Source organism: Klebsiella sp. CN_Kp097 (assembly GCF_040064495.1).
In the GTDB taxonomy this organism is placed as follows: domain Bacteria; phylum Pseudomonadota; class Gammaproteobacteria; order Enterobacterales; family Enterobacteriaceae; genus Klebsiella; species Klebsiella aerogenes.
Genome location: NZ_JBEAIL010000003.1, coordinates 182,871 through 198,720 on the forward strand (window position 1 = coordinate 182,871; position 15,850 = coordinate 198,720).

General features: G+C 55.4%; 14 protein-coding genes and 1 pseudogene. 10 read left to right on the forward strand and 5 right to left on the reverse strand.

The annotated features are described in order from the left end of the window. Window positions 1-51: 51 nt before the first annotated feature. On the forward strand, window positions 52-1,023 hold the full coding sequence (gene lpxM / locus ABLV07_RS05085) for a lauroyl-Kdo(2)-lipid IV(A) myristoyltransferase (RefSeq protein WP_032705956.1): 972 nt from the start codon (window positions 52-54) through the stop codon (window positions 1,021-1,023). 249 nt (window positions 1,024-1,272) lie between these two features. On the opposite strand, the gene pyk is transcribed toward lpxM, so the two are convergent. Both pyk and ABLV07_RS05095 read right to left on the reverse strand, forming a co-directional pair. Beyond that, complete coding sequence (gene pyk, locus ABLV07_RS05090) at window positions 1,273-2,715, reverse strand: pyruvate kinase (RefSeq protein WP_015365996.1); 1,443 nt, start codon at window positions 2,713-2,715, stop codon at window positions 1,273-1,275. A 125-nt stretch (window positions 2,716-2,840) separates the two neighbouring features. After that, window positions 2,841-3,745: pseudogene (locus ABLV07_RS05095) on the reverse strand (MurR/RpiR family transcriptional regulator). 319 nt (window positions 3,746-4,064) lie between these two features. Between ABLV07_RS05095 and zwf the strand changes: the two are divergent. The 3 genes from zwf (at window position 4,065) to ABLV07_RS05110 (ending at window position 8,254) form a co-directional block, all read left to right on the forward strand. After that, complete coding sequence (gene zwf / locus ABLV07_RS05100) at window positions 4,065-5,540, forward strand: glucose-6-phosphate dehydrogenase (protein WP_015365999.1); 1,476 nt, start codon at window positions 4,065-4,067, stop codon at window positions 5,538-5,540. 222 nt (window positions 5,541-5,762) lie between these two features. After that, complete coding sequence (edd, locus tag ABLV07_RS05105) at window positions 5,763-7,574, forward strand: phosphogluconate dehydratase (RefSeq protein ID WP_015366000.1); 1,812 nt, start codon at window positions 5,763-5,765, stop codon at window positions 7,572-7,574. Between the two features lie 38 nt (window positions 7,575-7,612). Further along, window positions 7,613-8,254 (forward strand): bifunctional 4-hydroxy-2-oxoglutarate aldolase/2-dehydro-3-deoxy-phosphogluconate aldolase, encoded by a 642-nt coding sequence (locus ABLV07_RS05110; protein ID WP_015366001.1) that lies wholly within the window; start codon window positions 7,613-7,615, stop codon window positions 8,252-8,254. Window positions 8,255-8,308: 54 nt separating this feature from the next. Here ABLV07_RS05110 and purT read toward each other — a convergent pair whose 3' ends face one another. Further along, entirely contained in the window at window positions 8,309-9,487 is a 1,179-nt protein-coding gene (gene purT, locus ABLV07_RS05115) for a formate-dependent phosphoribosylglycinamide formyltransferase (protein WP_015366002.1), read from the reverse strand. A 136-nt stretch (window positions 9,488-9,623) separates the two neighbouring features. Between purT and ABLV07_RS05120 the strand changes: the two genes are divergently transcribed. The 3 genes from ABLV07_RS05120 (at window position 9,624) to ptrB (ending at window position 12,942) form a co-directional block, all read left to right on the forward strand. Next, window positions 9,624-9,983, forward strand: a complete 360-nt coding sequence (locus ABLV07_RS05120) for a YebG family protein (protein ID WP_015705951.1) — start codon at window positions 9,624-9,626, stop codon at window positions 9,981-9,983. 104 nt (window positions 9,984-10,087) lie between these two features. After that, a complete protein-coding gene (locus ABLV07_RS05125) occupies window positions 10,088-10,759 on the forward strand; it encodes a DUF533 domain-containing protein (protein ID WP_015705950.1) in 672 nt (223 codons plus the stop codon). A 122-nt stretch (window positions 10,760-10,881) separates the two neighbouring features. Continuing rightward, complete coding sequence (gene ptrB, locus ABLV07_RS05130; protein ID WP_032708611.1) at window positions 10,882-12,942, forward strand: oligopeptidase B; 2,061 nt, start codon at window positions 10,882-10,884, stop codon at window positions 12,940-12,942. Between the two features lie 2 nt (window positions 12,943-12,944). Here ptrB and exoX read toward each other — a convergent pair whose 3' ends face one another. Continuing rightward, a complete protein-coding gene (exoX, locus tag ABLV07_RS05135; RefSeq protein ID WP_015366006.1) occupies window positions 12,945-13,604 on the reverse strand; it encodes an exodeoxyribonuclease X in 660 nt (219 codons plus the stop codon). Window positions 13,605-13,683: 79 nt separating this feature from the next. Next, entirely contained in the window at window positions 13,684-13,914 is a 231-nt protein-coding gene (locus ABLV07_RS05140) for a DNA polymerase III subunit theta (RefSeq protein WP_015366007.1), read from the reverse strand. Window positions 13,915-14,048: 134 nt separating this feature from the next. Here ABLV07_RS05140 and yobA point away from each other — a divergent pair, with 134 nt between their 5' ends. Genes yobA through ABLV07_RS05155 form a run of 3 tightly spaced genes read left to right on the forward strand, consistent with a single transcriptional unit; the run spans window position 14,049 to window position 15,651 of the window. Further along, entirely contained in the window at window positions 14,049-14,423 is a 375-nt protein-coding gene (gene yobA / locus ABLV07_RS05145) for a CopC domain-containing protein YobA (protein ID WP_015366008.1), read from the forward strand. Window positions 14,424-14,426: 3 nt separating this feature from the next. Next, window positions 14,427-15,296, forward strand: a complete 870-nt coding sequence (gene copD, locus ABLV07_RS05150; RefSeq protein ID WP_042893412.1) for a copper homeostasis membrane protein CopD — start codon at window positions 14,427-14,429, stop codon at window positions 15,294-15,296. A gap of 13 nt (window positions 15,297-15,309) precedes the next feature. After that, window positions 15,310-15,651: a YebY family protein gene (locus ABLV07_RS05155; protein ID WP_015705946.1), complete on the forward strand. Its 342-nt coding sequence runs from the start codon at window positions 15,310-15,312 to the stop codon at window positions 15,649-15,651. Window positions 15,652-15,850: the final 199 nt, after the last annotated feature.

Here is a 15,850-nt window from a genome sequence, read left to right on the forward strand (position 1 = left end):
TAAACTAAGCCATTATCTTTATTGATTGAGCAGACCTTCTGCGGACCGGGCATGGAAACGAAAAAAAATAACATTGAGTTTATCCCCAAATTTGAGAAATCTTTTTTACTGCCGCGCTATTGGGGCGCGTGGTTGGGCGTTTTCGCCTTCGCCGGTATTGCGCTGACCCCTCCCTCTTTCCGCGATCCTATTCTCGGCAAACTGGGGCGTTTCGTTGGGCGTCTGGCAAAGAGCTCGCGCCGTCGGGCGCAGATTAACCTGTTGTACTGCTTCCCGGAAAAAAGCGAGCAAGAGCGTGAAGCGATCATCGATGCAATGTATATGTCGGCTCCGCAGGCAATGGTGATGATGGCCGAACTCGGCATGCGCGATCCGCAGCGCGTGATGTCCCGCGTTGACTGGCAAGGGAAAGAGATCATCGACGAGCTGCAGCGTAATAATGAAAAGGTCATCTTTTTAGTGCCGCACGCCTGGGGCGTGGATATTCCGGCGATGCTGATGGCTTCGGGCGGGCAAAAAATGGCGGCGATGTTCCATAACCAGGGGAATCCGGTATTTGACTATGTCTGGAACACCGTGCGCCGTCGTTTCGGCGGGCGGATGCACGCGCGTAACGATGGTATCAAGCCATTTATTCAATCGGTTCGCCAGGGATACTGGGGCTATTATCTGCCCGACCAGGATCACGGCGCCGAGCATAGCGAATTTGTCGATTTCTTCGCGACTTATAAAGCGACTCTTCCGGCGATTGGTCGTTTGATGAAAGTCTGCCGCGCGCGTGTAGTACCGCTGTTCCCGGTGTATGACGGTAAAACGCATCGCCTGACGGTGCTGGTGCGCCCGCCGATGGACGATCTGCTGGAAGCTGATGATACGACGATTGCGCGCCGTATGAACGAAGAGGTTGAGATTTTCGTCAGGCCGCATCCTGAGCAGTATACCTGGATCCTGAAACTGCTGAAGACGCGTAAGCCGGGCGAAACCGAGCCTTACAAGCGCAACGAACTGTTTCCGAAGAAGTAAGCTGTATGCTGCGCTGAGCAGGGCTACGGCGCCTGCATTTACCAGACCGTAGGCCGGATAAGGCGCAGCCGCCATCCGGCGCAAAAGCAGCTTCTTATCCGCGGATATTGCCCGGCGGCGCCGCGCTTGCGCGGGCCTACAAAACATTTCCGTATGCTACCATCGCCGGCATGTTGTGATGCCTGCATTTACCAGGATAACAAGCATAAAAAAGCCTCCGTAAGGAGGCTTACCCATCACTGAAGGCGATTACTCAACGGTCAGGATACGGGTGGTGTTGGTGCTGCCGATGGTGCTCATCACGTCGCCCTGGGTGACGACCACCAGGTCGCCGGAGACCAGATAGCCTTTATCACGCAGCAGGTTAACCGCGTCGTGCGCGGCGGCAACGCCGTCGTTATGGCTGTCGAAATGAACCGGCGTCACGCCACGATAGAGCGCCGTCAGGTTCAGAGTACGCTCGTGACGGGAGAGGGCGAAAATTGGCAGGCCGGAGCTGATACGTGAAGTCATCAACGCGGTGCGGCCGGACTCGGTCATGGTGATAATCGCGGTAATACCTTTCAGGTGGTTGGCCGCATACATCGCCGACATGGCAATCGCTTCTTCGACATTGTCGAACTGGACGTCAAGACGGTGTTTGGAAACGTTGAGACTTGGGATCTTCTCTGCGCCCAGGCACACCCGCGCCATCGCGGCGACGGTTTCAGACGGATACTGGCCGGCAGCGGTTTCCGCGGAGAGCATCACGGCATCGGTACCGTCCAGTACGGCGTTCGCCACGTCCATGACTTCCGCGCGGGTCGGCATCGGATTGGTAATCATTGATTCCATCATCTGCGTGGCGGTGATGACCGAGCGATTAAGCTGGCGAGCGCGGCGGATCAGCGCCTTCTGGATACCCACCAATTCCGGATCGCCGATTTCCACACCGAGATCGCCGCGAGCTACCATCACCACATCGGAGGCGAGAATAACGTCGTCCATGGCATCCTGGTCGCAGACCGCTTCCGCACGCTCGACTTTAGCGACGATTTTCGCATCGCAACCAGCGTCACGGGCCAGACGGCGAGCGTAGTTCAGGTCTTCGCCGCAGCGCGGGAAGGAGACCGCCAGGTAATCAACGCCAATTTTTGCGGCGGTAACGATATCGGCTTTGTCTTTATCGGTTAACGCTTCTGCAGACAGCCCGCCGCCGAGTTTGTTGATACCTTTATTGTTAGATAGCGGGCCACCAACGGTAACTTCGGTGAAAACTTTCATCCCCTGTACTTCCAGGACCTTCAGCTGCACGCGTCCATCGTCGAGCAGCAGGATATCGCCTGGAACGACGTCCGCTGGCAGGCCTTTATAGTCGATGCCGACTTTTTCTTTATCGCCTTCGCCTTTGCCCAGGTTGGCGTCGAGCAGGAATTTGTCGCCAATGTTGAGGAAAATTTTGCCTTCTTTGAAGGTGGAGACGCGGATTTTCGGCCCCTGCAGGTCGCCGAGAATCGCAACGTGGCGGCCCAGTTTTGCTGCAATTTCACGGACTTTGTCTGCGCGGAGTTGGTGATCTTCCGGGGTACCGTGAGAGAAGTTCATGCGTACGACGTTAGCGCCCGCGGCGATAACTTTTTCGAGGTTGTTATCGCGGTCAGTTGCCGGGCCTAAGGTCGTTACGATTTTGGTTCTGCGAAGCCTTCTGGACATGTAATACTCCGTTGACTGAAACAACTTTGGTGTTGCGTGAACATGGATTCGGTAGCGCCAAATCCGCTAACGGGCGGAACTGCTACGCTACCGGGATATAATTGGTCTCTGACTTATAATGACTATTATTGTTTATCACTACTAATGAGTAGTTCTTTATCAAAGCGCGATTCCTTCAGCGCTTCCTTGACCCTCTTCAAGTTATCTCTGAATTTTGCTCCACGGCGCAGGGTAAAGCCGGTCGCCAGCACATCAATTACCGTGAGCTGGGCCAGGCGCGACACCATCGGCATATAAATATCGGTGTCTTCCGGAACATCCAGGGTAATGGCCAGCGTCGACTCCCGCGCCAGCGGGGTCCCGGCCGAAGTGATGGCAATGACCATGGCATCGTTTTCACGCGCTAACTGCGCCAGTTCAACCAGGCTTTTGGTGCGTCCGGTATGTGAAATGATGACCACCACGTCATCATCGTTACAATTCATACAGCTCATGCGCTGTAGGACAATATCGTCGGAGTAGATGACCGGGACGTTAAAACGGAAAAATTTATTCATCGCGTCATGCGCGACGGCTGCTGAAGACCCCAGGCCGAAGAAGGAAATTTTCTTCGCCTGGGTAAGCAGATCGACTGCCCGGTTGACCGCGGACATATCCAGCGCATGATGTACCTGATCGAGGCTGGCCATCGCCGATTCGAAAATTTTCGCCGTATAGGATTCGACGCTGTCGTCTTCATCGACATTACGGTTAACATAGAGGGTACCGTGTGCCAGACTTTGCGCCAGGTGCAGTTTAAAATCGGGGAACCCCCGGGTTTCCAGGCTGCGACAAAATCGGTTTACGGTCGGCTCGCTGACGCCGGCTTCCAGCGCGAGGGCCGCTATGCTTGAGTGAATGGCCTGCGCCGGTGTGGCAAGAATGACTTCCGCCACTTTGCGTTCAGATTTGCTAAGGTTTTCCAGTCGGGACTGGATTTTTTCCAGCATGTTCATTGTTTACAGGCGCTCATCAATGGAAACGATTTCATTAATGGGTGAAATCATCAGGCGTTTTAGCAAGAATATACCCCTCCGCAATCAGAAGCGGTGAGGAATGACGAGAAAAAATGTCGTTTTTTTTCATTACATGATCAGAGTCGTATTTTACTAACTGAAAACCAGACGAAACAACGAACATTCTTAGCCTGATGCCCAATTTGTCGGCGAACGCTTTTCCTCTATGTGCGGTAACGTCGGGAAAGCACCGCCAAGGGTTTCAGGAAATTCGTAAACACAGTACAGTGCAGCGTAAGAAAATTACAAATTTAGCCTGGCATAAGCACCAGACTATCAACTGAGGAGAATGACATGGCGGTAACGCAAACGGCCCAGGCATGCGATCTGGTCATTTTCGGCGCGAAAGGTGACCTCGCGCGCCGTAAACTGTTGCCTTCCCTGTATCAGCTTGAAAAAGCTGGCCAGATTAACCCTGAAACCCGCATCATCGGCGTCGGTCGCGCTGATTGGGATAAAGACGCTTACACCAAAGTTGTGCGTGAAGCGTTAGAAACCTTCATGAAAGAGAAAATCGACGAAGGTTTATGGGATACCCTGAGCGGTCGTCTGGACTTCTGTAATCTTGATGTCAACGATACCAGCGGTTTTACGCGTCTGGGCGATATGCTGGATCAGGAAAACCGCGTCACCATTAACTACTTCGCGATGCCGCCAAGCACGTTCGGCGCTATCTGCAAAGGCCTGGGCGAAGCGAAGCTGAATGCCAAGCCCGCGCGGGTGGTGATGGAAAAACCGCTCGGTACCTCGCTGGAAACCTCCCGGGAAATTAATGACCAGGTGGGCGAGTATTTCGAAGAGTGCCAGGTTTACCGCATCGACCATTATCTGGGTAAAGAGACGGTACTGAACCTGCTGGCGCTGCGCTTTGCTAACTCCCTGTTTGTGAATAACTGGGACTGCCGCACCATTGACCACGTTGAAATCACCGTGGCGGAAGAAGTGGGTATTGAAGGCCGCTGGGGTTATTTCGATCAAGCCGGGCAGATGCGCGACATGATCCAGAACCATTTGCTGCAGATCCTGTGCATGATCGCCATGTCGCCGCCGTCGGATCTGACTGCCGACAGCATCCGCGATGAAAAAGTGAAAGTGCTGAAATCGCTGCGCCGTATCGATCGCTCGAACGTGCGTGAGAAAACCGTCCGCGGTCAGTACACCGCCGGGTTCGCGCAAGGTAAAAAAGTACCGGGCTATCTGGAAGAAGAGGGCGCTAACAAATCCAGCAACACGGAGACCTTCGTAGCCATTCGCGTGGATATCGATAACTGGCGTTGGGCTGGGGTGCCGTTCTACTTGCGTACCGGTAAACGCCTGCCGACGAAATGCTCCGAAGTGGTGGTGTACTTCAAAACTCCGGAATTGAACCTGTTCAAAGAGACCTGGCAGGAGCTGCCGCAGAATAAATTGACCATTCGTCTGCAGCCGGATGAAGGTGTGGATATTCAGGTGCTTAACAAAGTTCCAGGCCTCGATCACAAGCATAATCTGCAGATCACCAAGCTGGATCTGAGCTACTCCGAAACCTTCAATCAGACGCACTTAGCGGATGCCTATGAACGCCTGCTGCTGGAAACCATGCGCGGTATTCAGGCGCTGTTCGTGCGTCGCGATGAAGTGGAAGAAGCGTGGAAGTGGGTTGACTCCATTACCGGCGCATGGGCGGCCGACGGCGATGCGCCGAAGCCTTACCAGGCTGGTACCTGGGGACCGGTGGCGTCGGTGGCGATGATCACCCGCGATGGCCGTTCCTGGAACGAATTCGAGTAAGACTAGCGTTAATCCGGGAGAGTTATTTTACCGGTAACATGATCTGGCGCAGTCTGGCGCATAATTTTTAATCTTTTAAGCCCCGGGAGGATTCACCCCCGGGGCTTTTTTTATTACACTGCCTGTAGACATTTTGCCCCTGAGCCCCAGTGGTGGTGCCATTTACACCATTTTTCGTCGTCATCGCGCGGTGGCCGGACAGATAAATTTTGAGGAGCCTCTATGAATTCGACAATGTTACGGGTAACAAATCGCATTATCGAACGGTCACGCGAAACCCGCTCAGCCTACCTCGCACGAATTAATCAAGCCAAAAGCGATACCGTCCATCGTTCGCAGTTGGCCTGCGGTAACCTGGCGCACGGTTTTGCCGCCTGTCAGGCAGATGATAAAGCGTCGCTGAAGAGCATGTTGCGCAACAACATCGCTATTATCACCTCCTATAACGATATGTTGTCCGCTCACCAGCCTTATGAACATTATCCGGATATCATCCGTAAAGCCTTGCACTCCGCCAATGCGGTAGGGCAAGTGGCTGGTGGCGTGCCGGCAATGTGTGACGGCGTGACGCAGGGCCAGGATGGCATGGAGCTGTCGCTGCTGAGCCGCGAAGTGATTGCCATGTCTGCCGCCATCGGTCTGTCGCACAATATGTTCGACGGCGCGTTGTATCTTGGCGTATGCGATAAAATTGTTCCCGGTCTGACCATGGCGGCGCTTTCCTTCGGCCATCTGCCGTCGGTGTTTATTCCGTCCGGCCCGATGGCCAGCGGCCTGCCGAATAAAGAAAAAGTGCGCATTCGTCAGCTGTACGCCGAAGGTAAAGTTGACCGTATGGCGCTGCTTGAATCCGAAGCTGCCTCTTATCATGCCCCGGGCACCTGTACCTTCTACGGTACCGCCAACACCAACCAGATGGTGGTTGAGTTTATGGGCATGCAGCTGCCAGGTTCCTCGTTTGTTCATCCGGACGCCCCGTTGCGCGAAGCGCTGACCAGCGCCGCAGCTCGTCAGGTGACGCGCATGACCGGCAACGGCAATGAGTGGATGCCGCTGGGTAAAATGATTGACGAAAAAGTGGTGGTCAACGGTATCGTTGCGCTGCTGGCGACCGGCGGCTCCACCAACCATACGATGCACCTGGTGGCGATGGCGCGCGCGGCGGGCATTATCATTAACTGGGATGATTTCTCCGATCTTTCCGATGTGGTGCCGCTGCTGGCGCGTCTGTATCCAAACGGTCCGGCGGACATTAACCACTTCCAAGCGGCAGGCGGCGTGCCGGTACTGGTGCGCGAGCTGCTGAAAGGCGGATTGCTGCATGAAGATGTCAATACCGTCGCCGGCTTCGGCTTGTCGCGTTACACCATGGAACCCTGGCTGAATAACGGTGAGCTGGACTGGCGTGAAGGGGCGACCGCGCCGCTTGACGATCAGGTCATCGCTACCTTCGAGAAACCATTCTCCCGCCATGGCGGTACCAAAGTGCTGAGCGGTAACCTCGGTCGTGCGGTCATGAAGACCTCCGCGGTGCCGGTTGAGAACCAGATTATCGAAGCGCCAGCGGTCGTCTTTGAGAGCCAGCACGACGTACTGCCGGCGTTTGAAGCGGGACTGCTGGATAAAGATTGTGTAGTCGTTGTACGCCATCAGGGGCCGAAAGCGAACGGCATGCCAGAATTACATAAACTTATGCCGCCACTTGGTGTATTATTGGACCGCCGTTTCAAAATTGCGCTGGTCACCGATGGCCGACTTTCCGGCGCATCAGGCAAGGTACCGTCAGCCATCCATGTTACTCCTGAAGCCTACGATGGCGGGCTGCTGGCGAAAGTGCGCGATGGCGACATGATTCGCGTTAACGGGCAGACCGGCGAGTTGACCCTGCTGGTAGATGAAGCTGAACTGGCCGCACGCCAGCCGCATATTCCTGACCTGAGCAGCTCGCGGGTCGGAACCGGCCGCGAGATGTTCGGCGCGCTGCGTGAGAAGCTCTCCGGAGCCGAGCAGGGCGCAACCTGCATTACTTTTTAAGACGATTCGATTTGTAGATCTGGCGAGAGAAAACTCTGATGAAAAACTGGAAAACAACTGCAGAAGCAATCCTCACTAACGGCCCGGTCGTACCGGTTATCGTGGTGAAAAAGCTGGAACACGCGGTGCCAATGGCGAAAGCGCTGGTTGCCGGTGGTGTACGCGTTCTGGAAGTTACGCTGCGCACCGAATGCGCGCTGGAAGCTATCCGCGCTATCGCCAAAGAAGTGCCGGAGGCGATTGTCGGCGCCGGGACCGTGACCAACGTTGAGCAGCTGAAAGCCGTTACTGAAGCAGGCGCGCAGTTCGCTATCAGCCCGGGCCTGACCGAATCCCTGCTGAAAGCGGCGACCGGCGAAGGCACCATCCCGCTGATCCCGGGTATTAGCACCGTATCCGAGCTGATGCTGGGCATGCAGTATGGCCTGAAAGAGTTCAAATTCTTCCCGGCGGAAGCGAACGGCGGCGTGAAAGCGTTGCAGGCGATTGCCGGTCCATTCGGCCACATTCGTTTTTGCCCGACCGGCGGCATCTCTCCGGCGAATTACCGCGACTATCTGGCGCTGAACAGCGTGCTGTGCATCGGCGGCTCCTGGCTGGTTCCGGCCGACGCGCTGGAAAACGGCGACTACGATCGCATCACCAAACTGGCCCGCGAAGCGGTAGAAGGCGCGAAATAATTTCTGCGCCTGTAATGACAGAAGCCCGGTCCGCGTGAGCGACCGGGCTTTTTTTTATCCCTTCACGACGACCGCGGCGGCAGCGGTTTTGGCGCGGCTGATGGCTTCATCGACGTTGTCAGCAACCGCCAGGGTAACCCCCAGGCGACGCGCGCCGGCGATCTCCGGTTTACCGAACAGACGCAACTGCAGACTCGCGCCGACGGCGGCCTGTAGATTGCTAAAGGTCACGTTCTCACTGGTTAGCTGCGGTAAAATCACCGCCGATGCCGCCGGTCCATACTGGCGGATGGCGCCGATCGGCAGGCCGAGGAAGGCGCGAACGTGCAGGGCGAATTCCGAAAGATCCTGCGAGATCAGAGTGACCATACCGGTATCGTGCGGGCGAGGGGAGACTTCGCTGAAGATCACTTCATCGCCGCAAACGAACAATTCAACGCCGAACAGTCCATATCCCCCCAGCGCCAGCACCACTTTGCGGGCGATCTCCTGCGCGCGTTGCAGCGCGAGATCGCTCATCTGCTGCGGCTGCCAGGATTCACGGTAGTCGCCATCTTCCTGACGATGGCCTACCGGGGCGCAAAAGTGGACGCCGTCGACGGCGCTGACGGTGAGCAGCGTAATTTCAAAATCAAAATTTACCACCCCTTCGACGATGACGCGTCCGGCGCCTGCTCGCCCGCCTTGTTGGGCGTATTGCCAGGCGGCGCTGAGCTGGTCAGCCGAGCGGATAAAGCTCTGGCCTTTACCGGAGGAGCTCATCACCGGCTTAATGATACAAGGCAAACCAATTTCGTCGACGGCAGCGCGGAACCCCTCTTCACTGTCGGCAAAACGATAGGCAGAGGTGGGAATTTGCAGCTCTTCGGCCGCGAGGCGGCGAATGCCTTCGCGATTCATGGTGAGTTTTGCGGCTCTCGCCGTCGGCACTACTTTTTGCCCGGCCAGCTCCAGCTCAACAAGCGTGTCGGTAGCAATGGCTTCGATCTCCGGCACGATATAATCCGGCTTTTCTAAGGCGATCAGTTCACGCAGCGCGTCGCCGTGCAGCATATTGATGACGTGCGAACGATGGGCCACCTGCATCGCCGGCGCATCGGGATAGCGGTCGACGGCGATGGTTTCAATACCCAACCGCTGGCACTCAATGGCGACTTCTTTTCCGAGCTCGCCGGAACCTAACAACATTACCTTCGTGGCCGCGGGGCGCAGCGCGGTGCCTAATAAAGTCATAACCTACTCTCAGCGTAAACAGAACATGGCGCGCATTATAAACGAAAACGTTTGCGTCTGTCTTTACACGCGTAAGTTGAGAACAGCGGCGAAATTTGATATGCTGTATATAAATACAGTATAAAGAGGCTGCACAATGGCGGTTGAAATCAAATACGTCGTGATCCGTGAAGGTGAGGAAAAAATGTCTTTTGCCAGCAAAAAAGAGGCCGATGCTTACGACAAAATGCTCGATTTGGCAGAGGTGCTCAATGACTGGCTGGTCACGTGCCCGCTGGAATTGGATGAAGCTCAGCGTGACAATATGTCGATGTGGCTGGCCGAGCGCAAAGACGCCTTACACCACATTCTGAAGTCAGGGAAATTGCCGGAAGCAGAAGAGCATGCTGAGGCGGCGGCAGAAATGCCGGAGTCTGCGCCTACAGAGGATGAAGCTCAGCCTGGTGCCGCCGAAGAAGGCGCCGCGAAAAAGCCGCGCAAAGCAAAGGCCGCCTGATAACCGGCGAAGCGGAAATTTTCGCATCTTTAGCCAGTCATAACATTTCCTGACGTCTCGTCGTTTAGGCTGATGGCATTGCATCTCGCGCTATGAGGAATGTTATGGCTAACTGGCTTAATCAACTCCAGTCCCTGCTGGGCCAGCAGGGCAATCCCGTCTCCGCTGAAAAATCTTCATCCGCTAAAAACCTGCTGCCCGGCGCCTTGGGCGGCCTTGCTGGCTTGTTGGTCGCCAGCAAATCATCGCGTAAGCTGCTGGCGAAATATGGCACCGGCGCGCTGCTGGTTGGCGGTGGCGCGGTGGCCGGCAGCGTGCTGTGGAATAAGTATCAGCAAAAAATGCGCGGCCAGCAGGCAGATATCGCGACACAGACATCAACAGCGTCTACCCAGGAACCGGTTGTGCTCGATGCGCGCAGCGAGCGGCTGATTACCGCGTTAGTCTTCGCCGCCAAAAGCGACGGTCATATTGACGAGCGTGAACGTCAGCATATAGAAGAGCAGTTGCGAGCGGCGAACATCGACGTGCAGGGCCGGGTGTTGATCGACAGGGTTTTAACCCAGCCGCTCGACCCGCAACGGCTGGCGCAAAGCGTGCGCGATGGGCAAGAAGCGCTGGAAATTTACTACCTCAGCTGCGCGGTAATTGATATCGACCATTTTATGGAGCGCAGCTACCTGGATGCGCTCGGTGACGCGCTTAAACTGCCTGAAGATGTCCGAGAAGAGATAGAACGCGATGTTCAGGCGCAAAAGCAGGCGCTTGATTCTTAAAAGAGAGCGTTCCGCTTGCATCGCTGGCCACTTTTGCCACCCTTATAGACACGACATCGTTCAGGGCGCACGATGCCCTGAGTGATTTTGTGATTCCATAATAAGACGCAGAAGAATAACGCATGCTACCGAAAGCTAAACGGATCCCCCACGCCATGACGCTACATGGCGACACTCGCATCGATAATTACTACTGGCTGCGCGATGACGAACGCGCGCGCCCGGAAGTGCTGGACTATCTCCATCAGGAAAATGACTACGGTAAAAAGGTGATGGACTCGCAAAGCAGCCTGCAGGAGCGGGTGCTGAAGGAAATCATCGATCGCATTCCGCAGCGGGAGGTCTCCGCTCCCTATAGCAAAAATGGCTACCGCTATCGCCAGGTTTATGAACCGGGCTGTGAATATGCGATCTACCAACGTCAGTCAGTGCTCAAAGAAGAGTGGGATGAATGGGAGATTTTGCTTGATGCCAACCAACGGGCGGCGAAAAGCGAATTTTACACCCTCGGCGGATTAGGCGTCGCGCCGAACAACCAACTGATGGCGGTGGCGGAAGATTACCTTTCACGACGTCAGTATGGCTTACGTTTTAAGGATCTGAGCAGCGGCGAATGGTCGGCGGAGATCCTGGAAAACGTCACGCCAGGATTCGCCTGGAGCAATGACTCTCGCTTCTTGTGGTACGTGCGCAAACACCCGACGACGCTGCTGCCGTATCAGGTCTGGCGACATGCCGTTGGTACCACCGCAGATAACGATGTACTGGTCTACGAAGAGAAAGACGACACGTTTTATGTCAGCGTGCATAAGACCACCTCCCAGCAGTTTGTGGTGATTTACCTTGCCAGCGCCACTACCAGCGAAGTGTTATTACTTAACCCGGAGCTTCCCGATGCGGAGCCGGTGTGTTTTTTGCCACGACGCAAGGATCATGAATATAGCCTCGATCATTATCAGCACGCGTTTTATCTGCGTTCTAATCGCGATGGCAAAAACTTCGGGCTTTACCGCACCGTGCTCCGCGACGAAGACCAGTGGCAGACGCTGATCCCGGCGCGTCCCGATGTGATGCTCGAAGGTTTTACTCTATTCACCGACTGGCTGGTGGTCGAGGAGCGTCAGCGGGGATTGACCAGCCTGCGGCAGATCAACCGTAAAACGCGGGAAGTGGTTGGCATTGCCTTTGACGATCCCGCTTACGTCACCTGGCTTGCCTATAATCCCGAACCAGAAACATCAAGGCTGCGCTACGGTTATTCATCGATGACCACCCCGGATACGCTATTTGAGCTGGATATGGATACCGGCGAGCGGCGGGTTATCAAGCAACAGGAAGTGCAGGGCTTTGACGCCGCCTGTTATCGCAGCGAACACCTGTGGGTGAAAGCGCGTGACGGCGTGGAGGTGCCGGTATCGCTGGTTTATCACCGCGAACACTTTCGCAAAGGGGCCAACCCGTTACTGGTGTACGGCTATGGCTCTTACGGCGCCAGCATGGACGCTGATTTTAGCGCCAGCCGTTTGAGCCTGCTGGATCGAGGTTTTGTCTTTGCAATAGCCCATATTCGCGGCGGCGGCGAACTTGGACAGCAGTGGTATGAAGACGGCAAATTCCTCAACAAGAAGAATACCTTTAACGATTATCTGGACGTCTGCGATGCGCTGCTGGCGCAGGGATATGGCGACCCTAAATTATGTTATGGCATGGGCGGCAGCGCCGGCGGCATGTTGATGGGCGTGGCGATTAACCAACGACCGGATTTGTTCCACGGCGTGGTGGCGCAGGTGCCGTTTGTTGACGTACTGACCACCATGCTCGACGAATCTATTCCGCTCACGACCGGTGAGTTTGAGGAGTGGGGGAATCCGCAGGACGAAACCTATTATCACTATATGAAGAGCTATAGCCCCTATGATGGCGTCTCAGCCCAGGCTTATCCGCATATGTTAGTGACCACCGGGCTGCATGATTCGCAGGTGCAATATTGGGAGCCCGCGAAGTGGGTGGCGAAGCTACGCGAGCTGAAAACCGACGACAATCTGCTGCTGTTATGTACCGATATGGATTCCGGACATGGCGGTAAGTCGGGACGGTTTAAAAGCTACGAGGGCGTGGCATTGGAGTACGCCTTTTTAATCGCCCTCGCGCAAGGGACTTTGCCCGGCAAGGTGGAAGTGTAGCGTTATTCGCCGAGATAATGTTTGAGGGTCAGACGCAGTTCCGGGCTCATCCGGTCCAGGTTATTGAACAGCCAACGTAAATAACCTGGATCGTTTTCCGCCACTTCCGACACCGCTTTGCCGCGATATTTGCCGAAGGTAAAGGTAGTCAGCAGCGCCGGGCGGCCGGTTATGTCGGCCATTTCATCCGGCGACCAGCCGGAAACCTGCATGATATCCAACAGTAGGGCGGCGGTGATATAGCAGTCGTACAGCGCGCGGTGGTGATGCAAACCCGGCGGTGTGGCTACGCTCAGCTTGCGCGACTTATACAACCCCATATTGCTGTACTTAATCCCCGGCCACAGGCGGCGCGCCAGCTTCATAGTACAAATCCACTCGCCGTTCATTTCCGGTAATACCCGGCGATCAAAGCTGGCGTTATGGGCGACATACCATGGGCTGCCCTGGTAGTGCGGCACGATTTCTTCAATCCAGGGCTTATCGGCCACCATCTCTTCAGTGATGCGATGGATTGCCATTGCCTGCGGGCTGATTGGGCGGTCAGGGCGCACCAGATGACTCATGGGATTGGTTATCCGGCCGTCGATGATATCGACGGAGGCAATTTCAACAATGCCGCCCTGCAAACCGCAGGTTTCGGTATCGATTACGCGCAGCATGGCTTACTCCTCGCCAAAAACCCCAGCGTAATAGAATGTGCGGCGGTTGCCAATGGGGGGATCCTCAAGGAATGAGCAATCATTTCGCTTTCGGTTCATACGGCAGGCGGGAAAGTGACACGGATGCCAGACGGTGCGCGATCAATCGTTCACGAAACCAGTCGCGCAGGTGAGCCGGTTGCTCTCGCTCGACGAGATCGGCAACGACGGGCATATTGTAGCGTTCTTTAAAGGCGACGCCGGCCGCTGCGAGGTCAACGTTGACCTTGTCCATTTCATCTTGCGAAATTTTTGCCAGATTATTTGCCATCAGTACCTCCTTCATTACGGCGCAAAAGTTACTAAGCGTGACGCTGAAAGGCAAGTCCCGGATGCTTAGCTCGACTCTGCTATTATACAGGGTTATTCTCTGTCCAACATACATAACAAAAAGGAATGATGTTTATGCGAACCATCGCCGGACGCGCGCTAAGTGCCGCCGTATTTCTCAGCGCTATGTTAACCACCGCCAGCGCTTTTGCTCATGCTCATCTGCAACAACAAATCCCGGCGGCCGATTCGACGGTCTCCGTTTCGCCGCAGGCGCTTACGTTAACGTTTAGTGAAGGCGTCGAGCTCTCCTTCAGCGGCGTGACCCTCAACGGCCCGCAGAATAAACCTGTCGCTACCGGCAAACTGGCCCGCAGCGACGGTAATAAAGCGCAATTAACGCTGCCGCTGAATGAACCGCTGGCGGCGGGCGAGTACACCGTAGAGTGGCATGTGGTCTCCGTTGACGGCCATAAGACCAAAGGGCAATACCACTTCAGCGTGAAGTAATCCATGCTGTCGGGAGTGTATGTCGGCCTGCGGTTTGTCCACTTCATCTCATTGATGACGGCCTTCGGTTGCGCGCTGTACGGCGCATGGTGGGCGCCAGTCTCGCTGCGTCGCCTGTTGATGCAGCGCTTTTATCCACTGCTGCGCTACCTGCTAATGATTAGCGCTATTTCAGCTACCTTGATGCTGATGGCGCAGGGCGGGTTGATGGGCGATGGCTGGAATGATGTCTGGCAACCCACAATCTGGCGCGCTGTTATCGGGACGCAGTTTGGCGGCGTTTGGCTGTGGCAGGTGGTGCTGGCGTGGATTGCGCTGGCGGTCGCGTGGATCAAACCCCGTCGCCCGGCGCGTCTATTGTTACTGCTATTTTGCGCGCAGTTGTTGTTGATGGCTGGCGTGGGGCATGCGGCGATGCATGATGGTTGGGTTGGCGCATTACAGCGCACCAATCACGCGTTACATCTGTTTTGCGTCTCGGCATGGGCCGGCGGGCTGTTGCCATTTGTCTACTGTCTGCGACTGGCGCGCGGGCGCTGGCGTCAGGTAGCGATAACCGCCATGATGCGTTTTTCACACTATGGGCATCTGGCCGTGGCTGGCGCGATTGCCAGCGGGATTGGCAATACGCTGTTGATACAGGGACAGCTGATTGGCGACTCACCGTGGGGAACGGTGTTGTTGTTCAAATGTGCGCTGGTCGCCGGGATGGTAGCAATTGCGCTGGTGAACAGGTATGTTCTGGTACCGCGAATGTCAGGTAACGGCTCGTGGGCGGAACGAACTATTTTACGCACTACACAGCTGGAAATGGCGCTTGCCGCGCTGGCAATACTTGCTGTCAGCCTGTTCGCGACCTGGCAACCTAATTGAATTAACTGGCTAAATGATGAAAAAAATCGTTCTGACAATGTTATTACTGGCAAGCTCAGGCGCCGCGCTGGCGGCGCCGCAGGTGATTACCGTGAGCCGTTTTGAAGTGGGTAAGGACAACTGGGCGTTCACCCGTGAAGAAGTCATGTTAACCTGCCGCCCGGGTAATGCGCTGTACGCCATCAACCCGAGCACCCTGGTGCAGTATCCGCTGAATGATGTCGCCGAGCAGGAAGTGAAGGCCGGCAAGACCAGCGCTCAGCCGATTTCTGTCATCCAGGCCGACGACCCGCAGCATCCGGGACAAAAAATGAGCCTGGCGCCATTTATCGAACGTGCGCAAAAACTCTGCTGATAATTACCTATATCACTTTGTTTTAAAGATAAAAAACCGCCGGCGTCTGGTAAGAAAACGCGGCGGTTTTTTGTTGGCGCAACGGATTTTGTCAGCAATTTTTCAACCGCTTTTGTCGCGGACTGGAAAACCTGTCACAGTCAACTATTCTTATAAGGCAAGGCGACTTAGCCTGCATTAATGCCAACTTTTAGCGCAC